General features: G+C 58.1%; 12 protein-coding genes. 4 read left to right on the top strand and 8 right to left on the bottom strand.

The genetic code is table 11. The features are described 5' to 3' along the window. Window positions 1-342 precede the first annotated feature (342 nt). On the bottom strand, window positions 343-3,327 hold the full coding sequence (locus L1A08_RS10565) for a PVC-type heme-binding CxxCH protein (protein ID WP_238756359.1): 2,985 nt from the start codon (window positions 3,325-3,327) through the stop codon (window positions 343-345). A 333-nt stretch (window positions 3,328-3,660) separates the two neighbouring features. Next, window positions 3,661-4,839 carry an AraC family transcriptional regulator gene (locus L1A08_RS10560; RefSeq protein ID WP_238756358.1) on the bottom strand — a complete coding sequence of 393 codons (1,179 nt, stop codon included), beginning with the start codon at window positions 4,837-4,839 and terminating at the stop codon, window positions 3,661-3,663. A gap of 162 nt (window positions 4,840-5,001) precedes the next feature. Between L1A08_RS10560 and L1A08_RS10555 the strand changes: the two genes are divergently transcribed. The 3 genes from L1A08_RS10555 to L1A08_RS10545 all read left to right on the top strand — a co-directional run bounded on the left by L1A08_RS10555 (window position 5,002) and on the right by L1A08_RS10545 (window position 13,162). Next, complete coding sequence (locus L1A08_RS10555; RefSeq protein WP_238756357.1) at window positions 5,002-6,120, top strand: Gfo/Idh/MocA family protein; 1,119 nt, start codon at window positions 5,002-5,004, stop codon at window positions 6,118-6,120. 184 nt (window positions 6,121-6,304) lie between these two features. Beyond that, window positions 6,305-10,693 (top strand): PVC-type heme-binding CxxCH protein, encoded by a 4,389-nt coding sequence (locus tag L1A08_RS10550; RefSeq protein ID WP_238756356.1) that lies wholly within the window; start codon window positions 6,305-6,307, stop codon window positions 10,691-10,693. A 111-nt stretch (window positions 10,694-10,804) separates the two neighbouring features. Next, on the top strand, window positions 10,805-13,162 hold the full coding sequence (locus L1A08_RS10545) for a glycoside hydrolase family 2 protein (protein WP_238756355.1): 2,358 nt from the start codon (window positions 10,805-10,807) through the stop codon (window positions 13,160-13,162). A 4-nt stretch (window positions 13,163-13,166) separates the two neighbouring features. Here the strand turns inward: L1A08_RS10545 and L1A08_RS10540 are convergent, their stop codons facing one another. From L1A08_RS10540 to L1A08_RS10525, 4 genes are all read right to left on the bottom strand, one after another. Then, complete coding sequence (locus L1A08_RS10540; RefSeq protein ID WP_238756354.1) at window positions 13,167-14,303, bottom strand: hypothetical protein; 1,137 nt, start codon at window positions 14,301-14,303, stop codon at window positions 13,167-13,169. A gap of 14 nt (window positions 14,304-14,317) precedes the next feature. Continuing rightward, window positions 14,318-16,192 carry a hypothetical protein gene (locus tag L1A08_RS10535; RefSeq protein ID WP_238756353.1) on the bottom strand — a complete coding sequence of 625 codons (1,875 nt, stop codon included), beginning with the start codon at window positions 16,190-16,192 and terminating at the stop codon, window positions 14,318-14,320. 63 nt (window positions 16,193-16,255) lie between these two features. After that, entirely contained in the window at window positions 16,256-17,581 is a 1,326-nt protein-coding gene (locus L1A08_RS10530; RefSeq protein WP_238756352.1) for a MotA/TolQ/ExbB proton channel family protein, read from the bottom strand. Between the two features lie 210 nt (window positions 17,582-17,791). Next, on the bottom strand, window positions 17,792-19,666 hold the full coding sequence (locus tag L1A08_RS10525) for an alkaline phosphatase D family protein (protein ID WP_238756351.1): 1,875 nt from the start codon (window positions 19,664-19,666) through the stop codon (window positions 17,792-17,794). A gap of 245 nt (window positions 19,667-19,911) precedes the next feature. Between L1A08_RS10525 and L1A08_RS10520 the strand changes: the two genes are divergently transcribed. Next, window positions 19,912-23,946: a serine/threonine-protein kinase gene (locus L1A08_RS10520; protein WP_238756350.1), complete on the top strand. Its 4,035-nt coding sequence runs from the start codon at window positions 19,912-19,914 to the stop codon at window positions 23,944-23,946. Between the two features lie 155 nt (window positions 23,947-24,101). Here the strand turns inward: L1A08_RS10520 and L1A08_RS10515 are convergent, their stop codons facing one another. Beyond that, window positions 24,102-24,653, bottom strand: a complete 552-nt coding sequence (locus L1A08_RS10515) for a TlpA family protein disulfide reductase (RefSeq protein ID WP_238756349.1) — start codon at window positions 24,651-24,653, stop codon at window positions 24,102-24,104. After that, window positions 24,646-25,407 carry a class I SAM-dependent methyltransferase gene (locus L1A08_RS10510; RefSeq protein WP_238756348.1) on the bottom strand — a complete coding sequence of 254 codons (762 nt, stop codon included), beginning with the start codon at window positions 25,405-25,407 and terminating at the stop codon, window positions 24,646-24,648. The genes L1A08_RS10515 and L1A08_RS10510 overlap by 8 nt, the downstream gene beginning before the upstream one ends. Window positions 25,408-25,418: the final 11 nt, after the last annotated feature.

Genomic DNA, 25,418 nt, shown 5'->3' with positions numbered 1-25,418 from the left:
CAATCGGCAGAGGGATACGAAGTATACCAGGTCGGCACACGGCAAACACAAACAGGAAGGCAAACAGGAGCCCGAGGAGAAGGTCATTGAACCTTCATGCTTCGAGTGTATCGCTGATCCAGAGGTCCGACTACCCCCCAAACCGAGGGTTCTCAGCAGGCTCTCATGGATTCCGGATCTTTGATATCAGCAACGTTCGATCACTCTCCCACCGAGAGGCGCTGCGCGATCATTAGCACGAGCAGCGAGGCTGCAGGAAGGAAGCACCTGCAGCACGGAGACGGACGCGATCCATCGAGCCAGGATGGTGATCTGTGGGTCGACCGGACGGGAACGCCAGGTCTACTCCAGCGTGACCTGTTCATCGCCCGTCGCGGGAAGCGGGACCTGCCGGGGATGCATGAGGTAGGCAATCAGATCCCGCGTCTGTTCTTCGCTGAGGTTCTGGAGCAGACCATCGGGCATGGCTGAGAGCGGAGTCTGCTGCTGGTCCTCGATGTCGTCCCGATTCACCGTGACTTCTTCGGTCGCCGTTCGAAGCGTCAGTGCCTGCTCGTTCTCAGTGAGAACCAGACCATTGAGAACCCGCCCGTCGACGGTCACGATGATCGTCATCTGATAGTCCTTACTGACGACGGCACTGGGGTCCAGAATATTCTCCAGCAGGTAATCCAGATTCGCGCGCTGGGAGCCGGTCAGATCGGGACCAACCTTGTTTCCTTCTCCGTAAAGGAGATGGCACTGTGAACAGGTTTTATTGAACAGTGTTCGCCCGGCGGAAAGATCGGCCGCGTGCAATGTCTGTTCGGTCAGCTGGCCCTTGAGCGTTTCAATCATCTTCCGACGCTCTCCGGATGACTCTCGCAGCTCTCCCCAGACTTCGCTCAGCCGCTGCGTCAGTGATTCATTTCCCAAACTCTGAATCTGCCGGGCGTGCACCGCGGTCACATCGGTTCGTGGAATCGTTCCCTGTTCGTCGGCGATGGCTTCCAGCAAGGCCCCCGCGAAACTGGCCCGAGAGGCCAGCGTTTCAATGATGGACGGGCGATGATGCGGCGCGAAATGCATGTAGCTGCTGGCCAGCTTCACGCCAATCTCAGGATCATCGAACAAGCCGAGCCCTCGTGCAGCCGTCACATTCAGCGTCTGATCATTCATCAGTGACTCGCAGATTTCCCGCAGATCGTGGGGACGCATCTCGATCAGAATTCCCAGCGCCTTTTGCCGAGCCTCTAATTGAGCCTCAGTATCGACCGCGATCCGCCTGACCGCGGCCAGCGCACGCTCGTCGCCGAACATGATGCTGAGATCACGCGTCGTATCGTCGAGTGCCTTCGGTCCCTGCAGTTCGGTGAAAGTCGGCCAGCTGGCGGGCATTGGCGCCGAACGACGACCTCGGAGAGCATCGTCGATTCCCCGCACAATCTGCTCCTGGGAAGACTTCGAGAATCTCCCGGCGATGGAGAGTAAACGATCCAGCAACTCCGGCTCATCATCAATTTGCGTAGTGACATGGCGGGCGATTGAATAGTGCAGGGAAGGCCATTGACACTGGCCAGCAACCTCAATGATATCTTCCGGCCGTTGCTGGGCGACAGGAATCAGTCCGTACCATGTCAGCAGCGCCAGTTGATGCTCATCGGCGTACTCCTCGCGTTTGACCAGTTCGATGGCGAGTGCCGTGCGGTTCTCGACCGGCATTCGCTGCAGTGTCGACGCGAGGATTCGATGCACAAGTCCCGAAGGATCATCACGGCCCATGCGGATCAACAATTTGATTGTCTTTGGATCATCAGGATACTCGAAAGAATCCAACGGCCCGAACAACGTATCGAGCGGCCAGAAATCGGTCAGCAGCCGAATCGCCCAGACACGAACATGTTCATCGGAATGACGGGCCAGTTTCCGTAACGATCCGTAGGACATACGGCCGTATTGATAGTCGGTCCACAGCTGTTGAAGATCACCCTCGCCCTGAAGGCAGGCCGGCTTGAAGACTTCGCCGGGCTCTGGCGGCTCCTGATAGCTGATCTTGAAGATCCGTCCGCTCTCCCGATGCACGCCGGTGTGATCGTGGCATTCGCCGGTGTCACTCCAGTCAATCACGAACAGACTGCCGTCCGGTCCCTGAGAAAGATCGATTCCGCGGAAAAACGGATCCTGAGACTGAAGAAAATCGGGTTCGTGACGACCGACATACCCAGTTTGAGTGCGTTCCAGCCGTTCGACGTTGGCCCGACGACCGTGAAAGTTCAGCGTCATCAGACGACCACGATACTTCGCCGGCCAATGCTCGGATTGATGAATCAGCATTCCGGAATGGGCATGACCTCCGCCGAGATCATCGGCCGCTCCATCGCGACTCTCGGTCCAGCTGCCGCTTGTATCGAAATGATAATGATCGGCGATCATGTCCATCCGCTCATAAACGGCCCGGTTCTGACTTTCGCCGATTGGCTCTTTGAAATGAGAACCGGGTAGCATGTGCCAGAGATGCCCAATGACCGTGTTGATGAAGAACAGTTCGCCATTCTCATCCCAGTCGTGTCCCCAAGGATTGGTCGTGCCATGACAGAGGACTTCGACAATTTTTCGTTCCGGATGAAATCGCCAGATGCCGCCATCAATGGGAACTCGCTCTTCCTCCGGAGTGCCCGGGGTTCCAAGCAGACCGGGGCAGGAATGTCCGCAGCGTCCGTAAAGCCAGCCATCGGGGCCCCAGCGAAGCCCGTTAGCGAAGTTGTGGTAGTTGTTCCTGGCGACGTCGAAGCCATCGAGCATGACGACGGGCGGACCATCGGGAACGTCATCGCCATTGGCGTCAGGAATGAAGAGCAGAGCCGGCGGACACATCAGCCAGACGCCGCCCCGGCCAACCTCGACACTTGTCAGCATTTGAACGTCGTCGGTAAAGACGGTGCGACTGTCGGCGTGGCCATCGTTGTCGCTGTCGGCAAAAATCAGCACGCGATCGCGCAGCGAGAGATCGAACCGCTGGCTCCGTTCCGCGTAGGTATAGTTCTCGGCCACCCACAAGCGACCGCTGTCGTCCCAGGCCATGGCGATGGGATTGGAAACATCGGGCTCCGCCGCAAAGACGGTTGCTTTGAATCCGTCTGGGAGCTCCATCGAATCAGCGGCCCGCTCAGCCGGCATCGGTGACAGGTGACGTTCCGAAGGACTGGTTCGCGGCTGCGGGAAATCATCGACTTCCGCCGCAGATTCGACGACTGCCTCTTCCGCTGTGTCTTCGGCCAGTTGCAACTGCGGCAAAAGCACCGTTCCCAGCGCAACGAGGGCGAGCAAGAGGAGGTATTGCAGCCTCATTCGTACAGAAACTCCGCTGAATGGAACAATTTGGAAGAGCCGAGGCCGCTGCCTCGGGCGTCTGCAAGCGGGTCCGATGCGGCGTTTAACGTGAAAAGGTGGTGAACCTCAGGGCAACGCATCGGCAAGTGGGGATATTTAACGATATCCTGACCTAACCAACGAGTCAACCCCGACTTCCGCAACTGCCCCCTCTGTTCCCGCTCGACTGGACCGGCGGAATCAACAGACGTCGTAAGAAATCTATCGGTGCTTTTCGCTCCGAAAATCCTGCTTCCTCGGTCAAAACCGGCTGCACCACCTTTAGAAAGGGCCATCCACGCCAGAACCTCACTAAGGATCCTCGGGCCACCGAATCGAGTTCCCCACGCGGCGGCGGAAGGCGCGTGGCGTTTCACCCGTCTCTCGTTTGAAAGCGACCGAGAGATACTCAGGATGTTCGTATCCAGTCTGAATCGCGATCTGGGAGAGCGTCATCGTTGTCTGCCCCAGGAGCTCCTTCACTTTGATCACCCGTTGCCGCTGAATCTCCTGATGGGGCGTCCGGCCGAGATATTTTAGAAAGCGATGCTCGAGAGCCCGGCGTGAGAGCGGCACTTTCTCCAGGACATCCCGCACACGGATGTTCTGAGTGGCCGACTCCCGGATAAATCGAAACGCTCGCGCCACATCGGGATCATCAATCGCCAGCAGATCGGTCGACTGTCGGGTCTGCACGCCGAGGGGTTCTATCAGCAAAGCATCATTCGGCACGAGGTCGCCACTCATGATGCGATCGAGCAGGGCCGCAGCCTGAAAACCCGCCTGATGAGCGTTCGGAATAATGCTCGACAACGGCGGATTACAGAGTTCGCACAGCAGGGCATCATTATCCACGCCGAGCACTGCAACCTGTTCGGGCACCACGATGTCGAGTTCATGGCAGACATCGAGCAGCTGCTGAGCCTTGATGTCGTAGCAGGCGAAGATGGCCACGGGCTTCGGCAGCTGTTGCACCCACCGCGCGAGGCGTCGCTTCTCCCGATTCCACGAGTATCGGCCATCATACCGCGGGATTGACTGATGCACGTGACACGCCTGGCCCGCCTGTTCGATGCCTCGGACAAATTCCTCACAGCGTAGAACCGACCACTGAAAACCGGGATCTCCGCAATAGGCGAGATGTTGAAAGCCACGCGTCAGGAAGTGATCAACGGCCAGCCGGGCGATGGAGCGGTCGTCTGTTTCCACCCATGGGATGTCCTTCAGATATCGGGCCGCACTGAGGTCGACGACCGGCCGCTTCGTCCGTTTCACGGCTCGGGCGATCTCATCGGTCTCGATGCGCGCGAGCAGCCCGTCTCCTTTCCAGTTGGCCAGCCAGCGCGGCGGCGTCGCCCCCCGCTCCTGTTCCGGCAGATAAATCGACCAGTCCGCGAACTGCCGGATGTAGGCGATGACCCCCGAGAGTAACCCCCGCGCATAGGCGTTCGACGACTCGATCAATAGTGCAACGCTGCGACTCTCCGCCATGTCGACTCCGACGCCCATGTAATTTATCTCAAGAGTTTTGCGTAATATCTCATAGACACTGGCTTATGCAAAGTCAAAATAGGCTCAACTTCAAAGAACACCTCTTGTCATCACGCCGTTTGCGGACGGCTCTCAGTTTGAATATCAGCGAAGGACACCTCCATGTCGAAGCCGTTCAATGTTGCGGTCATCGGACTCGGATTCGGTACCGAGTTCCTTTCGATCTACCGCGCTCACCCCGATGCTAACCCGTACGCCATCTGCCGTCGCAATGTCGAGGAACTCAACAAGGTCGGCGACCAGTTCGAAATCGAAAAGCGATACACAAGTTACGAAGAGGTCCTCGCTGACCCCAATGTAGACTTCGTGCATATCAACAGCCCGATTGCCGATCACGCGTGGATGTCGCTGGCCGCCCTTGATGCCGGCAAACATGTGATGTGCACCGTCCCGATGGCGACCACCATCGACGAGTGCCGGCAGGTCGTCGAGAAAGTCAAACAGACCGGTCTGAAATACATGATGGCCGAGACCGTGGTCTACAGCCGCGAGTTCCTGTTCATTAAAGATCTGTATGAGAAAGGGGAACTTGGCAAGATCCAGCATCTGGCAGCCTCACATCCTCAGGACATGGACGGCTGGCCGAGTTATTGGGAGAAAATGATCCCGATGCATTACGCCACGCACGTCGTCAGCCCGTGTCTTGGTCTGATGGACTCACGAGCCGAGTATGTCAGCTGTTTCGGTTCGGGTGCCGTTCGCGACGATATCGCCGAGAAGTCGGGCAACCGATTCGCGGTCGAGAGCTGTCACATCAAGCTGCAGAATAGCGATGTCGTCGCCCATATCTGGCGTTTCCTGTACGACGTCGCCCGGCAGTATCGGGAGAGCTTCGATGTTTACGGCACGAAGAAGAGTTTTGAGTGGACGCTCATCGAGAACGAACCACACGTACTTCACACAGCCAAGAAACCGGAGAACGAGATCCCGAGCAAGATCGAAGTCCCCGACTTCGCCCATCTGCTTCCGGAACCGATTCGACGCTTTACTCAGCCGGCCGAGATTCACGACGCCGGTCATCTTTCCTTTGTGCAGGGGGGCGGACATGGAGGTTCGCACCCACACATGGTTCACGAGTTCCTCTCCGCGCTTCGGGAGGATCGCGACCCTCGTCCCAATGCCGTGACAAGTGCCAACTGGACATGCGTCGGACTCTGCGCTCATGAGTCAGCGGTCAAGGGAGGAGAGAAGGTCTTACTGCCGGACTTCACACTCGAGTGATCGCGGGACATCGCTGATCATACTGGCTTCAACGTAATCTGGTCGTCGTTCGCAGGCGGTCCAGCGAGCTTCGTCGTCCGTAAGGGCGGACGAACAGGGCCGTTCGCGCCCGCATCTTCTTGGCATCGCAGTGTTCGTCCCCGGCCGAGCACACCGTTCTCATACTCTTTCATTGTGAGTTCCAATGAACCGACTCATTCGCCTCGTCGTACTTCCGGCACTGCTGCTCTCGCTCGCGGACTTCCGCGAAGCCGAGGCCGAGTCGCTCAAGATTCTCTTTCTGGGCGACAGTGGCCATCATCAGCCACGTGCTCGTTACAACGATGTGGCCGACGTCTTCAAAGAGCGTGGAATCGTTCTCGAGTATGGAGATGATCCGAACATGCTCCAGGCGGAGATTCTCGATCAATACGACGGTCTCCTCCTCTACGCCAACATCGACTCGATCGGCAAAGATCAGGCCAATGCGTTGCTCGATTACGTCGCTTCAGGCCATGGTTTCATCCCGCTGCATTGCGCGACCTACTGTTTCCGCAACGACGATCGAATCGTGAATCTGATCGGGGCGCAATTCAAGCACCATGGAGCGGGGACGATTCGCACCAGTCTGGCCGATTCCAAGCATTCCATCCTCGCGGGTTTTACTCCGTTCGCCAGTTGGGACGAGAGCTATGTTCATCATCGCCATCACGAGGAAGGTCGGACCGTTCTCGAATACCGCACAGGCGAGCCGCAGGCCGAAGGGAACGAGCGGGAACCCTGGACCTGGGTCCGAAAACATGGGGAAGGCCGCGTGTTCTACACCGCCTGGGGACATGATCAACGCACGTGGACTCACCCCGGGTTTCAGAATCTGGTGGAGCGCGGCATCCGCTGGTCCTGCGGCGGCGACCCGGCCGTTGCGGGAAGCTACCGGAGCGCCGAAGAACGCGAACCGTTCACTCTCCCGAAGATGACTGAGATTTCCGAAGAGGCTCCTGAGTTTGACTACGTTGATGTTGGCCCGAAGATTCCTGACTACCGGGCCGGAAGCGGGGAAACCCAGCGACTCATGCAAAAGCCGCTGCCGACCGACAAGTCGCAGCAACATCTTTCGACGCCGGTCGGTCTCAAGCCGGAACTGTTCGTCGATGAGACAGACCTGGGCGGAAAACCGATCGCGATGAACTGGGACGAACGGGGCCGACTCTGGGTTTGCGAAACGGTCGACTACCCTCATGATCTGGCGCCGAACAACCAGGGCCGCGATCATATCCGTATCTGCGAAGACAGTGATGGCGATGGCCGGGCCGACAAGTTCACGCTTTTCGCCGACGGATTGAACATTCCCACGGCGATCACCTTCCATCGGGGTGGAGCCGTGGTCCAGTCGGGCCGGGAAACGCTCTTTCTCAAAGACACAAGTGGAGACGACAAGGCCGATCAGAAACTCGTGCTGATCTCCGGCTGGGAGATGGGCGACACGCACGGCGGCGTGAGCAATTTTCGCTACGGTCTCGACAACTGGATTTGGGCGATGCAGGGTTACAACAACTCCGCCCCGGTTATTAACGGAGAGAAACAGCAATCATTCCGAATGGGCTTCTTCCGATTCAAACTCTCTCAAACCGATCCTCCCCGCGTCGAACAGCTGGAGTTCGTGCGCTCGACGAACAACAACACGTGGGGGCTGGGCATTACTGAGGAAGGACTTATTTTCGGTTCGACCGCCAATCGCAATCCGAGCGTATTCATGCCGATCGCCAATCGTTACTACGAACGCGTTCTCGGCTGGGCTCCACGAACGCTCGAAATGATCTCCGATACGCACATGTTCCGGCCAATCACCGACAAGGTGCGGCAGGTCGACCATCACGGCGGTTACACCGCCGGAGCAGGGCATGCAATCTACACCGCCCGAGCTTACCCTCAACAGTGGTGGAATCGCACGGCGTTCGTCTGTGGTCCCACCGGCCATCTGGTCGGGGCGTTCGTTCTGGAACCCAATGGAGCCGGCTTCACTTCGCATAATCCAGGCAACCTTCTTGCCAGCGACGATGAATGGACCGCGCCTATCCTCGCCGAGGTCGGTCCGGATGGAAACGTCTGGGTCCTCGACTGGTACAACTACATTGTCCAGCACAACCCCACGCCGCACGGCTTCGAAACCGGACCGGGAAACGCTTATCTCACTGATCTTCGCGACAAGAAGTTCGGTCGCATCTATCGGGTCGCAGCCGATGAGACGAAGCCGACCGTGTTGAGCAGCCGAAGCACAATCGCGGACCTCGTCGCCGGCCTGACCGATCCCACAATGCTGGTCCGTCTGCAGGCGCAGCGGTTACTCATTGAGCGAAATGCCACAGATGCCACGCCCGAACTCATCCGCCTGCTTGAAGACGAATCAACGGACGCCATCGGACTCAACGCAGCAGCGATTCATGCCCTGCACGTCCTGTCGGGACTTGAGTTGATCAATACGGACGACTCTAAGGTTCTCGCGGCAGTGCAGAAGGCCTTGTCTCATCCATCGGCTGGTGTCCGGCTCAATGCTCTTCGGGTTCTGCCGGTCTCGTCCGAAGGCTCAGCCGCGATTCTGGCTTCTTCCTGTCTTCGTGATCCCGAACCCCAGGTTCGGCTGGCAGCTCTCCTCGCACTTTCCGATAACCCGACCGCCCAAGCGGGTCCAGTTCTCGCCCGACTCTGCGCCGACACGAGTATTCTGCAGGACCGCTGGCTGAAGGATGCACTCACCAGTGCGGCCGCGATGCATTCAGACAACTTTCTCGACGCCGCTCTGGAGACCTGGAAAGATTCGGAAGCCGCGGCCCAGGTGCTGGCGACCGTCGCCGAGCACTTCGCCCGCAGTCGGCCGGAACAATCGCAGGTCGCTCCGCTCCTCGCCGCGCTCAGCAAATCGAATCCTCAACTGGCGGCCACCAGCATTCAAGGGCTCGTGTCAGGCTGGCCAAAGGACTACACGCTGGAGTTGACTCCCGACGAGTCCAGAAAGCTTTCGGCTCTGTTCGATCATGTTGATTCCCAGCATCAGTTCGCGGTCATTCAACTGGCCCGCCGCTGGGGCAGCAACGTTCTCGATGCCCGAGTCGCCGATCTGGTGAAGAACAGCCTGAAAGCACTGGAGAACGATCGACTCCCGGTGCCGGCCCGCCTTCAGGCGGCCGACCGAGTTCTCGCCTTCGACGCAAGCAACGACCAATCTCTGCAGCGGATGCTCGACGTCATCTCTCCGTTCGAGCCTCAGGAACTGTCCGAAGGGCTGATTCAGAAACTGGGCACGGTCGAGAACTCCGGTCTCGGCGACCTGATGCTCGCCAAGTTGGAAACAGTCACGCCGTCACAGCGATCCGCCATCCTCCGAGCAATGCTCGCCCGCGCCCCAACCACGAATCGGCTGCTCGCCGCGATCGAAGAGGGAATATTGCAGGCCACGGACCTCTCTGTGCTGCAGCGACAGGCCTTATCGGAGCATCCGAACCGCCGGATTCGTGAACGAGCTGAGGCCGTCTTCATGTCAGCCGGACAGTCGATTCAGAGCGATCGCATGGAACTCGTAAAGACGAAGCTGCCTCTGACCGAGAAACAGGGCGATCATGAACTTGGACGTGAGATCTATCGGAAGAATTGCGCGATCTGCCATTCCTTCCAGGGAGAAGGCAAGAACGTCGGCCCCGATCTCAGCGGCCTGGTCATTCACCCGAAAGCGGAACTGCTCACACACATTCTCGATCCAAACCGCAGCGTCGAGTCCAACTTCCGCATGTATACGGTGGTCACGGCTGACGGTCTCGTTTTGAACGGTCTGCTGGCCGCTGAGTCTCAGACGTCGCTCGAGATTGTCGACGTTGAAGGAAAGCGGCACTCAATCCTCCGCGAAGACATCGAGCAGCTGCGAGCTTCGACGAAATCGCTGATGCCCGAAGGACTCGAAAAGTCGATCGACGACGATGGCTTTGTGGACCTGTTGACTTATCTGACAACGCCCGGCAAGTATGTTCCGCTGACACTCGACAAAGTGGCAACAACGCTCAGCACGCAAGGAATGTTCTATAACCGTGACAACGCCGCCGAGACAATCGACTTCGGTGACTGGTCGCCAAAAGAGTTCAATCAGATTCCGTTCCAGCTGGTCGATCCTCGAGAGGGCTCTCGAAACAATGTGGTCATGCTGCATGGCCCGGTCGGTCCGTTTGCTCCGCAGCTGCCGAAATCGGTTTCACTTCCGTGTCAGACCACGGCTGAGGCGATTCACCTCCTCGGCGGAATCGGAGGCTGGGCATCCCGCTCACCGGGAGAGCAGGGTCATTCCATGACCGTCCGACTGCATTATAAGGACGGAGCCACCGAGGATCATGAACTGATCAACGGCCTCCACATCGCCGACTACAACGGACTGTTCGAGGTGCCAAAGTCCAGACTCGCCTTTAAGGTGGGACGGGGACAGGTCCGGTATATCGAGATCACGCCGAAACGTCGGGCCATGATCGAGAAGATCGAACTGGTGAAGGGGAGCGATCATACAGCACCACTCATCTTCGCTGTTACGGTTGAAACGCAAAGCAGCGGCCATTGAGAGACCAGGCCGCCTGACAATGATTCTCAAGACGGTGCCGCCCATGTTCATTGCAGTTTGTTGATATGACGACGATCATAGTAAGCTCCCGGCGTTAGGCCGGAGCTTACTATGTCTACTCGCAAAGATCCGGAGACACCTCGGATGGTCGTTCGCCCCGTTCTCGCACTCGTTGTGCTTACGCTTCTGATCTGCAGCGTTTTTCCCAAGTCGTCGTTCGCGGCTGACGAGAAGGCGACCATCGCCGATCCGCACTGGAAGTACAACTTCAATCAGCCCCCTCCACGCCGGTGGATGCAGCCCGACTTCAACGATCGTGGCTGGGCCGTCGGTCCGGGTGGCTTCGGCACGCCAGACACACCAGGGGCACGCATTGGAACGGAGTGGAACTCGCCCGACATCTGGCTGCGACGCGAGATTGAACTCGAGAAGATTCCGGATTCGCCGGCCCTCCTGATCCATCACGACGAGAACGCCGAAGTCTTTCTGAACGGTCAACGTGTCGCTCAGGTGAAAGGATATGTGACCGAATACAAGGTCATTCCGCTCAAGGATAAAGCGGCGGAGGCGTTAAAGCAGGGGACGAACCTGCTGGCCGTTCATTGTCATCAGACGGGGGGCGGACAGTTCATCGATGTCCATGTCATCGACGCTAATCACGTTCCCACACTTCCAGAGCCGGAGAAGATTACCCGGCCGAAGTTGACCGAGCTGATTACGAAGTGGGGAAGCGAAGTCACGGCGGACAACGCCTGGACAGAATACCCGCGACCGCAGTTGGCGCGAAACAACTGGACCAATCTCAACGGCCACTGGGATTACGCGATTACCGATGAAAAGCAGCAGGACGTGCCCGGGGAATGGGACGGAAAAATCCTCGTTCCGTATGCCCTCGAATCTCGTCTTTCCGGTGTCCAGCGGTTGCTCGATCCTGAAGAGGCCCTCTGGTATCACCGCACGTTCGAATGGTCGGAAAGGATCGACTCGCAGAGTCTGCTCCTCAACTTTGAAGCGGTCGACTACGAGTGTGACGTCTGGGTGAACGACAACCTGGTCGGCTCTCACAAGGGCGGCAACGATCCCTTCAGTTTTGATATCAGCTCGGCTGTGAGACAAGGGAACAATACGCTACTGGTCCGGGTTAAAGACGATACCGAAGCGGCTCAACTGCGAGGCAAACAGGTTCTGAGTTCCCGGGGCATCTGGTACACCCGTGTCTCCGGGATCTGGCAGACCGTCTGGCTCGAAGCCGTGCCGAAACTTCATGTGCAAGACCTGAAGATCGACACCGATGTGGCTTCCGGAACAATCCGCGTAAAGGCCGATCTCTCACGTCCCCTCCACCAGGGTGAGCAATTACAGGTGACCGTGCACGACGGGGATAAACCCGTCGAAAAAAAGGAGAGTCGTTCCAACACGGTCGAATTCAAACTCGATTCCCCCCGGCTGTGGTCGCCTTCCAGCCCTCATCTCTATCAGCTGGAGATTGCGATTCTTAATGGGGACGGCACTCCGGTTGACCGTGTCGAATCGTATGCCGGTATCCGCAGCGTGGGCAAGAAGAAAGATGCCGCCGGCCACTGGCGATTCACGCTGAATGGCGAGTTCATCTTCCACTGGGGCACGCTCGATCAGGGCTGGTGGCCCGACGGACTGCTGACGCCGCCCTCGGATGAAGCGATGCTCTTCGACATCGAGTATCTGCAAGCGGCTGGCTTCAACATGATTCGCAAGCACATCAAAGTCGAACCACGGCGATACTACTATCACTGTGATCGACTGGGCATGCTGGTCTGGCAGGACCAGGTCAGCGGCGGAGAACAACCCAAGTGGACTCGCCTCGAACCAAATCCTGAAGATGCCGAATGGGCGAAAGCCGATCACGAGCAGTTCATGGAAGAGTTCGAGCGGATGATCGACAATCTTGAGAATCACCCGTCAATCGTAGTCTGGACGCCTTTTAACGAGCGTTGGGGACAGCATCAGACGATGGAAGTGGGGCAGTGGACCGTCGAGCGCGATCCCTCCCGTCATGTCAACATTGCCAGCGGCGGCAACTTCTGGCCGATCGGCGATATCGTGGACGATCACAATTACCCACATCCCGATTTCCACTTCCAGAACGGTCGCTTCGATCCCTTTATTAAAGTGATCGGAGAGTTTGGTGGACATGGCTATCCGGTCGAAGGACATCTCTGGGATCCGAACAACCAGAACTGGGGCTACGGCGGTCTTCCACAGAACCGGGAAGAATACCGTCAACGATATCTACAGTCGCTCGAAATGCTGAACGACTTCCGGCGGCGCGGCATTGCGGGTGGTGTCTACACGCAAACGACCGATGTCGAAGGGGAGATCAACGGTCTCATCACCTACGACCGCAAGGTGATCAAGATTCCGGCGGGAGAACTCCAGGAACTCCACGGTCGGCTGTTCGAACCGCTGCCGGAAACCACGAAAGAGCAGTAGAACCTTACTGACTCAGCGACTTGGAACCCTGCGGGCTTCCGGTAATCAGCTTCCCCTGTGGCAACGGGCGGGCTGCGACGTGATAGCCGCGAGCCTGAGCCTGTCGGCTCAGTTCCTGGTAGAGTTCGAAACTGTCGGGGTACACCCAGAAGGTGATGGTGTCGGCCCGGGAAATTCGCTGCAATTCCATCTGAAAGAGTGAGTTTTCGCGACTTGCTTCCTTCAGTGTTTCCCGGGTCGCATCACCAACTGGCACCAGTTCCCACTGCTGGAGCACGATCCGAACCTGGCCGTTGGTCGTGATCTCATCGACCAGCGATTTGGATTCCCGGTCAGCGATAAATCGCATACTGAAGCCGGCGGTCGGCCCGATGACACTCTCGTAAGTACCGTACTTGGCGATCCACCCCAACCGCTGTTGAACCTTCGCACGCACCTGATCAATCAGTTCAGACAACGGAATGTAGGCGACCTTGCCTTCCCGCAGTTCGAAGTGCCATTCCTGCCCCGTAGAGACACGACTCACCGGCACCACCTGATGCTCGATCGTTCGCCTGGTTTTCGTCGTGCTTTCCATCAGAGTCAACTGCTGCACGATTGCGGCTCGCTGCACAGCCAACTGCTGCTCCCGCTGATTCAGATCGTGCATCTGCTGATCGTACGCAGCCGATGCCGCCGTCTTCGCTGCGATGAGTGTCTTCAAACGATCCCGCTCCGCAGCCAGTTTCGCGAGCTCCGCTGACCGCGCCAGATTGCTCTGAGACCTCGACTGATTCCGCAGACGCAATGGATCGAGGGTCGAAAGATCTGCGATTGGCGGAGTCCCTGCGACCGAGACCGGATTCAATACAGCCGTGCTGCCCAGGACCGGAGCGTCGATTTGTTCCAGCCTCGACGCGGCCGTCGTCGCTTGCTCCGGCCGGAAGCGATGTGACAAGGCAGCCGGCAACGGGGGAAGAATCACTTCCACTGGCACCGGAGTCGATTCGACAATCAACTCGCGGATCGTTGGTGCCTGAGACATTCTCACACCGGCGATCACGATCAGAATGATCAGAATCCCGACGATGTTGGCGACGATGTCCAGGAAGGAATCGGAGCCTGCTTCGAGCGTGTCAGCGTTTCGTCTTGATCTTGCCATTGTCGCCTGACGCCTTATCTCAAAGGAGCTTCTTCATCGAGCCCGCTCACACGATCACTGAAGATCGGACGCGTGGTCGAATGAACTCCGGTCTGGTCGGTCAGCCGCTCCAGTGAAACCGCCATCAGGTTTCCGCCTGGCAACACGCGATACTCGAGCACGGGGCTCCAGTGCATTCCATCGGGAGCGGCTCCCCAACTTGACATCTCCTGGGCAATCGCGCCGTACATCTCGCGTCGCACCCGTTCCTGATCAAGCCGATCGGGGATCTCGATCCGTCGGCCTGAACCGACTTGGAATCCGGTCGCATCGACATTGACCACCAGCGGCTGTTCAATACCGATCGTCGTAAACGTCGGGGCGGCTCCAGAACGTCCGGCACTTCCCGACTGCGGGGAACCGGCTCCACCGTTATGGCCTGTCGCGAACGGATTCAGCAACTTCGCCAATGGATCCTCCTGGCTTTTACGACCGCTTGCCTGACTCTGAGCCATCGACGATTCCGCATTCTGTCCCTCTGCCGCAGACCATGTCCCGGGTTCCGGCAACTCGATCGCAGGATGTCCACCCGAGTGAGCCGGCTGGCCTGATTCCGCCCCCGCCACGCTGGAGGACGGGGGCATTCCGGCTGGCCAGTCTGGATCCGATGCGTCCCCTGAACCACGCTGCGAGCCGCCCGCTGCGGGATTTTGTGGCCGCCCTTGAGCATGGGCCGCGGAACCGCTCGGGAAGCCTTGCCCGTTGCGATCGCGCACTTCAACATCCGGAGGCACGTATCCGGTTCGCCCCGGTCGTCCCACCATCTGAGACGGAATCGCTTCCGGTTCAACAGTCGGCTGCAGGCACGATTTCTCGAACGCTGCGGCGAACGTCGCCGCCAGACGTTCATCGGGCTTCCCAAAATAGAACTCCTGCGTTTTCCCGACAAGTTCATACCCGAACTCGATGCCATTGGCCCTCAATAGCTGTCCCATCACATAGAACTCGTCCACTCCATCCGGGCTGACGACCAGCAGGATATACGGCTCTTCGTTCCTGTTCCCCAGTTCAACCTGTTTCGAAGCATAGGCGAGCAGAGCCTCCGCCATCGGATTTCCGCTCGGGGAGTAGTTTTTCAACTTTCCGGTCGGAACGGCGATCCCTTCCGGATGAAGCGTGATTGTATCACGACGACATTCCACGAAGATCGGCTGTCGCTTCTGGCCCGTCTGTCCGTCAAAGGCCACGATTTGCAGATTGTTCTTCTGGTCCTGCTTCTCCTGCTCGGCTGCCTTCAACATCTGTTGATGAAACTGAATCTCGGCCTGCAGCGTGTCGACAGCGAGTGCTTTCTTCTCCACGTCTGCCTGGAGCCCTCGATCCTGCGACTCCATCTGGTTCAACTGCTGTTGAAGCTGCGACATCGCCTTCTTTGTCTGCTCGATCTCTCCAGCCAGCTGTATCAATTCGGCTTCGAGTTCCTCACCGTGGCGTTCGAGCTGAGCCCTTTCTTCGGTCAACCGACGTTCGGCTTCACGTTTCGCCTCCAGGCGATCCCGAACGGGCTGGGCCGCATGCAGCAGCGGATTGAACTCGGGTGCACCGGCCAGGCTTTCCATAGGCAGCGGAGCCGCCTGGAGCTTCCGGAATCGTGCAGAGCCGATCTCGCTTTGCGCCACTATTGGGGAGACGCTCGTCTCAAGGGATTCGCGGAGCGATTCACTGAATCGAACTGGCGAAGTCTCCTCCAACGGTTCCACTTCAGCTGATTCCTGACGCTGGAAGCTTGGATGCACGTTCCGCGTAATGATCAGCAGCAGGAGAATCAGACTTCCCATCGCGCAGACGAGCACTGCGAGAAACGGGAAGAGAGAAACTTCCAGACCAGATTGTCCACGGCGACGTGACATGGATCGATCGATTCAAACTCAGCCAGACTCTGGAACGGACACCGCCTTTACTCCGCAGGCCTGCTACGCCGCCCGCGTCGCCGAGTGCACCCGGCCATTGAGGAGCTGAATTGCAGCCGTCAGACTGATCAACGTCTGATCGAGTGTCTCCACAATCTGCTGCGAATTCAGGGAAGCGTCGAGCTTCTCCTGCAACAGTGCCAGTTGACGTTGTTTGTCGACGACCTTTTCCAGCAGCAGCGTCTGTGTCTGCTGCTCGGCTGCCTGATCACGCAATCCGCTTCCGACAGACTTCATCGATTCGGTCCAGCCTTCCAGTGTCGCCTGCAACTGCAACAGGACGGCTTCATGATGAGCAACATCTCGGACACGCTGCTCCTGCAATTCGCTCTGCTGTGCGGCGACATGGGACGTAATCCCCTCGGTCATCTGCAGCAGAAACTCGCTTTGTTGATCCTGCAGCGAGGCAAGCACCTGATCCTGCATCGTGGACAGGGTCGAACGCCAGGCCGCGGTCGCTTCTTCGACCACCATCTGCGAGGCTTCCACAAGCTGTCGAGAGACGGATGTCTGATCCTCCGCGAATCCTCCCGCCGGACCGAGCGAATGAAAGCGGCGCGCCAGCTGACGGTCGATGTCTTCCTCGACCCGATTCAGTAAATCGTCCTGCCGACTCCGAACCAGATAGCTGCTGAAGACCATCACAAGCGACAGCGTGAGGGAAAGAGCCGTGGTATCGAAGGCCACGCCCAGCCCGCTGGTCACTTCGCCCAGAGACTGATCGAGCTGATCCGGCGTCACGTTGGCGATCGCAATCGTGATCCCCATCACAGTCCCCAGAAAGCCGACGATCGGAATCGCCCAGCTGATTGTGTTCACAAGACCGAGCTTCTGCTGAGCTCGGTCGAGTTCCAGTTCCGCGGCATGCCGCATTTGGGAGTCAAGCTGCTCGTGGGATCCCGTTTCCTGAACCAAAGCCGCTGCTTCCCACAACCGACGTCCGGCGATCGAGTTGACGATCTCCTTTTTCACGGTTGTGAGGGAATCCAGAATCGACTCGGCGAGCATCGAACCGGAATTGCGAATGGTCCGTCGGGCCGCCAGTAGTTCGCGGCACTCTGAGAGAGCGTGTGATTCCGCCTTCAAATCGAGGGCCCGGAACACCAGCGTCGCCATGCCAATAAAGAACATCGCAACCGTCACATACTCCAGCGGATGGCTGCAGCAGTACCGAATCAGCAGAGCCTGCTGAACCGGAAGTACAGGCAGGGCCACATAGAACAGCACACAGGCCACGGTCCCCCAGAGCAGGGGACTGCGGCCGATCTTCTGTACGAGCAGTGGTTTGGATTCCGGATTGCGAAGGTGGGCTTCTTGGTGGGAGGTCATTGTTCGCCTCTTGCAGACTGGATAACCGCCGCCGAAGCCTGCATCCCCATCAACAGGACGATCTTCGGCGCGCTATCTCTACAATCGGCGTTTCACCCGTCACAACCTGAAAAGGACATCCACAGAACGCATCTTGCCTATTTAGCCACTCCCCACCAATGGGTGGCCCAGCCGAAGCTCGGCCGGGAGAGACAACCGCATAGTTCCGCATCAGTCGGTTGTCTTCGCACTCTTCTTCCGAGGCAGTGTAATCGCCTCAGCGTACGCCAGCTTCCCGGTTCGGCCTTCGTAGTACTGAAAGATCACTTGAGGATGTGGGTAAGTCACAAGCCGCTTGCCGCCGAGTTTCTGCGGCATGTTGAAGACGTTGTTCACCTGGATCACGCAATAGTATGGATACAGACGTTCGAGCCGTGGCAGGTCGGCCAGCACGTAGCTGGACCAGCGAATGTCGATTTCCCGCGGCCCTGACTGAAACAGTCCGGTCGCGGGCCGGTCGGCTTCATCGAGTTCGGGCACATGATTCACCGAGTTGTGCGGACCGACGCAGAACTCCCAGACCTGATCGGTGATCTGAATCGCAAAGCTGTTGTGCAGATCCCCCGTCATCACGAAAACGGGTTTGTTGAGCGTGTCCCATTCGTCGATCAGCATCTCCCGCTCGTCGAGGAACGCGACCCAGGCTTCCTCCTTGTTCTGCTCATCAAACTCGATGCCACCGGCTCCGCTGTGAGGGATCGTGAAAGGGACGCTCGAAACGACGAAGAAAAACTCGGCGTCACTTTCCTTCATCGTTTGCAACAGCCATTCCCGTTGCGGCAGGCCCAGCATCGTCAGCCCTTTTTTCGCCGGTTCGCGGATATCGTGCATTTCACGATGACTTCGGGTATCGAGCAGGAAGAAGTGGCAGTTGGCAATCTTGAAGTCGCCGTAGTTTCGACGTCCGATCGAATAAGCCGCCTGACCGTCAGCCGCTGCTTTGTGCGAGAGTTGCAGCGTGTGCCTGTCGAGGACCTTAACGATGTCGTATACCCGCGAATTGGGATCGCCTGCCTCGTCTTTATCAAGTTCGATGTCATTCACACCCGCGGTCGGGGTTCCCCAGTGGACGTGCAGGTTCGACATCTCATTGAGCGGCAGAGCTGTGAAGTCCGCCTTGGGATCGTGCAGCCGATCGCTCCCCGCTTCAAAACGAGCCGTTCCGAAATGAATGGGATGATTGAACTCTTTGGGGTTCGCCCAGCCGAGATAGTCGTACCAGGCCTCGGTGCCGATATCCCGAAACACACTCCTTCGATGCCGCCGTCCTGCTGAACCCGCGCCCCAGATATCATTGATCAGCTCGTGGTCATCGAACGTAAACATGCCTGGCACCTGGCGATACCACTGAGCCATCGGCTCGCCCCGTTCCAGATACAGCCGATAGTTCTCCCAGACGCCGACAATCGTCGGCATGATATCGACCACGTTCGGGATCTCCTCGTCCTTCACACGCTGAGCAGTTGCCCAAACATCAACCGGCGTGTCCCGCAGCTCTTCATAGAGCCAGTCGCCATTCATAATCGAGAAGTCGACATCGTCGGCCAGGGTACGGAGCATCGTTTTGTAAAGCGGCAGCGAGTGTCCAATCCCGTGCTGCGGATTCTGGTTCGCACAGGAGCCAAACTCGAACTTGAAGTTGAACAGTCCATCCGGGTTATGCTCCGGATGCCGTGACGAATCGGCCGATGGCAGCGTGCGAAACGAATTCACGCCTCCCTGCGGGAAGTCTTCAATAAAGACCTGATAGTAATAGCGGGTTTCCGACTGCAGTCCGGTCAGCTTCACGACCCCGGTATTGTCGTCAGACAATTCTGTCTCCGAGGCTTCGACCGACTGATCCATCTTCAGTGGATCGAGACCATAACGCACGGAGAACGAAGTCGGTTGCGACGTTCGAGCCCAAACCTGCATGGAATCGCCCGAAGGATGACCCAACATCGGTCCATGGGTCATTGTCGGAGGATCTGCCGCGTGGACAGAGCCAGACAACAGGGCGATGCAGAGCAGCAGGAGAATGCGAGCCGGGACACCTGACAGTCTCATCAGCGATTCCTTTACAGAAACAGAGCAGTCGATCTTGATGGGTTCGGGAACTGGCAACGTATCGGCTTTCCGGAGACCTGTCCACGATTCCGGGAAAAACTACGGTCAAAAGGGTACTCCACAGAAACTGATGCGGCCCCGAAACATGACATTCCTCGCTCAGTCACATGGCATGGTTCCCTGAAAGTCCACTACAATCAGCCTGTCCAGTCACCCCGCCGATTCTCTCTGTTATGTGCACAGGCATGACGAATCGATCCGAAAACCCGATCCTCCTACTGGAGTTGAACCAGCTGATCGACCGCGTGTGCGATCAGTTTGAGAATTGCTGGTTGGAGGGCGGAAAACCTCGAATCGAAGACTATCTCCAGCAAATCGATGTCGCCCACCATTCGGCCGTCCTCTGGGAACTTCTCGCCCTGGAAGTCGAACTCCGGCAGAAGAACGGAGAAGTGCCGGGGCACACCGAGTATCTGGATCGTTTCCGCGATCTCAGTCATGTCGTCGACGAAGTCTTCCGGGTTCAGGAGACCGCCATCGCCCCAACAGCCAGCAGCCTCGCACCGTCTGCTCCGATTGAGACCAAGACGACCGAGTTCGCCGGCACCGAACGCTTTCGTGTCCTTCAGAAACTGGGGCAGGGTGGCTTCGGACAGGTCTTTAAAGTCTTCGACGAGCTCTATCAGGAGGAGTGTGCCCTCAAAGTGCTTACGGTGCCGGAAGGGGGATCGCTTTACCGCTTCAAACGCGAGTTCCGCACACTGGCGAGCCTGCATCATCCGAATCTCATGCGGCTCAAGGAACTGATTGCCGAGCGGGATGTCTGGTTCTTCACCATGGAACTGATCGACGGTGTGCCGATGACGCGCGCCCTCCCGCAGCCAGGCGGCGGTGCCTTTCAGGAGCGGCTGAACCTGCTGATCGCCAAATACTTTGGACAACTTCTCGATGGTCTCGAAGTCCTGCACTCGGCCGGCTTCATCCATCGGGATCTAAAACCCGCCAACGTTCTGGTGACCCGCGAAGGACGGGTCGTCATTCTCGATCTCGGCCTTGTCTCTACGGTTCAAACTGCGTTTCCGGAATGGCAGCAGAGTATCGAATGCGGCATCGCCGGAACCATTGCTTACATGGCGCCCGAACAGTTCCAGGAACAGTTCAGTCCAGCCAGTGACATGTACGCGGTCGGGACGATGCTCTTCGAATGCGTGGCCGGACGACGCCCGTTCGATGGCTCGGCACTCGCGATGATCGAAGCGAAACAGCGAATGGATCCGCCGCTGCCGAGCGATGTCCTCCCGACAGTCTCCGGAGCACTCAACAGGTTGTGCGGCGAACTGCTGCAGCGTGATCCTGATCTGCGACCGGACATCGCCGGCATGCGTGACCAGTTGAAGGTCCAGTCCTCGAATCTCACACCGACTGTTCGGAGTTCATCGCCGGCTCGCCCACTGTTGATCGGACGTGAGGGCGAACTTCAGGTCCTGGAAGACGTCTCCCAGCGACTCGATCGAGGTCAGCCGGGGATCGCGTTCGTGCACGGACTCTCCGGCGTCGGCAAGACGGCACTTGTCGATGAGTTTCTGCACCGCTTCGCGAACGGGCACGAGAATCCACTCGTCCTCAGCAGCCGCTGCTACGAGCGGGAATCAGTTCCACACAAGGCGTTCGACGGCATCATCGATTCGATCAGCCGTCATCTCAATCGTCTGAAGCCAGCGGATGCCTCGATGCTTCTTCCGCGGCACACCGGCGATCTCGCTCGTCTCTTTCCGGTTCTTCAACGGGTCGAGGCGGTCGAAGAGGAGGTCAAACGTTATCGAATGCCGTCCGATTTCCAGGAATCCCGACGTCGGGCCATCCACGCCCTGCGGGAACTGCTTGCGTCACTGGCGGACCGCTATCAGCTCGTGTTGACGATTGATGACCTGCAATGGGGCGATCGCGACAGTGCCCGTCTGCTGCAGGACATTTTCTTTGGCAAAGACGCTCCTCCCCTGATGCTGATCGCGACGTACCGTAGCGACGAACGGGAATGGAGCGAATGCCTGAAGGTCATCTTCGGACCTTCAGCGGGTTCCGATTCGACCACCATCCAGCAACAGTGCGTTCAAATTCCGCTCGGCGAACTCACACCCGATGACGCGGAAGCGCTGGCACAGTCAATTCTCGGAACTGGTTCGGGCAATATCAGTGAAGCCGAACGCATCGCCCGGGAAGCCGGAGGAAGTCCGTATTTCATACGCGAATTAATTCGCCACAAGCAGTGCGCCGGCGATAACTTTAACACACTCGACGAAGCAATTATCTCACGGGTTCAGAACCTGGAGCCCTGTTCCCGACAGCTACTCGAGTTGATCGCCTTGAACGGTCAACCGCTGCCGATTTCAGAAGCTGTCGAAGCAGCTCGAACCAGACGATCGCACCTGGATGTCCTGCGGGATGAAAACTTCGTTCGCACGAGTGGGTCCACCGGAGAAGACTACGTCGAATGTTACCACGACCGGATTCGGGAATCCGTCTCGACGATCGTCGATGAATTGCGGCGTCGAGAGATTCACCAGTCACTGGCCGCGACTCTGATTAAAACCTCCCGCGTCGATGCCCAGACTCTCGGCCGCCATTACGAAGCGGCCGGCCTTCGCGAGCAGGCCGTAGACCATTATCAACAGGCCGCCGAAGCGGCGACGGGCCGGCTCGCCTTCGATCAGGCGGCCCGGTTGTATCAGCGGATCCTCGAGCTCACCGAAACAGCCGAACCGCAGGAGCGTTCCCTGGCTCATGAACGCGTCGCGGAAGCCTACGCACGAGACGGGCAGGGCGAAAAAGCGGCCGAGCACTACGAGCTCGCCGCAGGTCTGGCTCCGGATTCTGATCGCCAGTTCGAACTCAACCGACTCGCAATGATGCGACTCTTTCAGGTCGGCAAGCTGGCCAAGGCACATCGACTGCTCGAATCTTTGTTAAGCGACGTCAGCCTCTCGTATCCGCGAACGATGAGTCAGGTCGTGCGCGGCATTCTGCAGGAGCGTTTGCTGCAGTCTCGACAGATCAGGCCGGTCGCCCGGTTGTTCCGCCGACGCACCGAGAAGGTAGCCGTGCAAAGAATGAAAACGTGCTGGGCGGCCGCGCAAAGCCTGAGTATTCTTGATCCGATTCGCGGCTGCTATTTCCAGCACGTGGGCGAGCGGGAGAACGAGGCGGCTCCGCATCTGGTCGAAGCTCATCAACTGCAGGCGTACGGTGCCTGTCTCGTCGCCGCGACGGGCAAGCCATCGGATATCGCCCGCTCCCGGCAGATTCTCCAGGAACTTCGGACCTCGCCCCATTACTCGGGGGCCGTCTATGTCGAGACGTTCGTTGAAATGTGCGAAGGAGCGATCGACTATCTGACCTCCGATTTCGATCGAGCTATTGAACGTTGCACACATGCGATGTCGAGCTATCTGGAACACTGCCCCGAAGCCTGGTGGGAAGCTGACCTGAGCCGTATGTTTGCGCTGTTCTCAGCGAACTTCTCCGGGAATGTCGTGCGAATTCACCAACTGACGAGCATCGATCCGCAAACTCAATCGAAACGGGATACGACCTACTACGACCTGATGATTCGTGGCGTTTCCGAAATCGTCCGTGACATGGCCAGCGACGACTTCCGCCAGACCGATCGCCGGACGCAGGATCTCGCTCGACTGCTCGACTTCAACGAATTCAACAATCTCCATTTCAATTACTACCTGCGGCACCTGTGGGAGTTGCGGTACCAGCAGGAACATCGGTTGTGCTGGGAAACCACTGTGCGGATCGAGAAGCCATTTCGGTCCGCTTTGCTGCAATCGCATCACTGGTCCCGGCATGCGTACAGTCTGCATCGAGCCGGGGCAGCGATCGGAACGCTGGCAGCAACTCAACAGAGTCGTGAAGGTTCACAGGAGTTGACCGCCCGGCTCCACGAGGACGCACAGAAACATATTCGCAAGCTGCGTCGAGAAGCCAGCCGATGTTGCGCCGCCGAAGCTGACCTCCTGGAAGCGGGCCTTCTGACGTTCCAACAGAAGCCAGAGCGAACAGAGATTATTTCCCGACTCAAACGGGCTCTGGCCGGTTTTCGTGAGGTGAAACTGGCGATGTACGAAGCGATCTGTCACGACCGACTCGCGCGGCTCGGACAGACCGAGTCAGCAAGAACAGGCACGGACGAAGCCCGGAACTATGTTCGCGACCATGGCATCGTCAATTCCGATCGTTTCTTCGCTGTCTTTTCACCGGGCCGCTGGACATAGACCCGCCTCAAGTGCATCGATCCATTTCTTCCCACGCCGAAGAATGAGCGAGGGACCGGATAGACATCGAGCGGTGATCCGTCTGACTGCAATTCGAGCCTGCAATGATTAGCTGACGCGTCAGGCGTTGGGTTGGACCAACAGCAGACAGCGGTCTACTCCAGTGCCGCCCGAATCGCATCGGACATCTCTCCTCTGGAGTCGTAATTCCAGACGACCCGGCCTTCGCGACTGATGACCCAGGCGCGAGGAATGTATTCCGCCTTGAAAGCCATGAGAGTTTCCATGGCTCCGAAGCCGTTGGGCCAGGTAATGCCGGTCTCTTCGAGGAACTTCTCGATGGCAGGAAGCGAGTCGGGGCTTTCGCTTGTCAGTCCAATAAAGACCACATCGTCGCGATCCTTGAACTCGTTGTACGTTTGCACGAGATGAGGCGCTTCCTTCCGGCAGGGGAGGCACCACGTGGCCCACTCATCGACAACCACGACCTTGCCCCGCAGATCCTCAGGCGGCTTTCCGTTCACCCAGCCCTGAGCGGAAATCTCGGGAGCTTCTTCCCCAACGGCCAGCCCTCCGACCCGCGGTCCGACACCACGCTGCATCGACCAGACGAAGAACGCCCCGGCGGCTACAACGGCCAGGATTGCCAGTGAGAGTCCCATGGCACCGGACTTGGGGTTGCCGGCGGAGGCGGATGGATCATTCATCGTCAGTTGTTTTCTTCCGTGTGAAAATCAACAGATGCTGTCGCGGCAAGTCGTCAATCGTCCGCGTGTGTTCCAGACCAAACTCGGGCCGCGTCATTTCTTTAATGGCCTGTTCTTCGGTCATCTTATGAACAAGCTTAATCGGAACCTTCGGATCTTCCAGTCGGTATTCCACCAAAGCGATGCGGCCATTCGGCTTCAAAGCGGCTGCCATGTTCTCGACCATCGCGTGCGGAAATTCGAACTCATGATAGACATCGACCATCAGAATCAGATCGACCGATTCCGGTTTCAGCTCCGGACTTTTCGGAGCCCCCAGATGCAGATCAACATTGGTGATCTCGGCTTCTCCCATCCGATTCTGCAAACGCAGGAGCATCTCCCGCTGAATGTCCACGGCAACGACTTTGCCACCGGGAGCGACCTGCGGAGCCATTCGAAGCGTCAACACGCCGCTGCCCGCCCCGATATCCGCCACCACCATGCCCGGCTTCAGGTCGAGCAACTTGACGAGTAGAGAGAGATTCTCTTCTTCCTCGCGTTCCGGCCGCTCCAGCCAGAGCGCCCCCTGATGTCCCATCACGCGGGCGATCTCACGCCCCATGTAGAACTTACCGATGCCATTCGGATCGTGTTCCTGCTTCATTTCATAGAGCCCGGACTCGTCAGCTTCCGGCTCAGCGGCGAACACCGGGCTGGAAATGAGCCCCGACAGCAGGACGACAAACAGGCTCAGCCAGTGACATCGTTTCATGTTCCGTCCTC

This window comes from Rubinisphaera margarita, from assembly GCF_022267515.1.
Lineage (GTDB): Bacteria > Planctomycetota > Planctomycetia > Planctomycetales > Planctomycetaceae > Rubinisphaera > Rubinisphaera margarita.
This window is presented reverse-complemented; position numbering and strand designations above follow the sequence as displayed.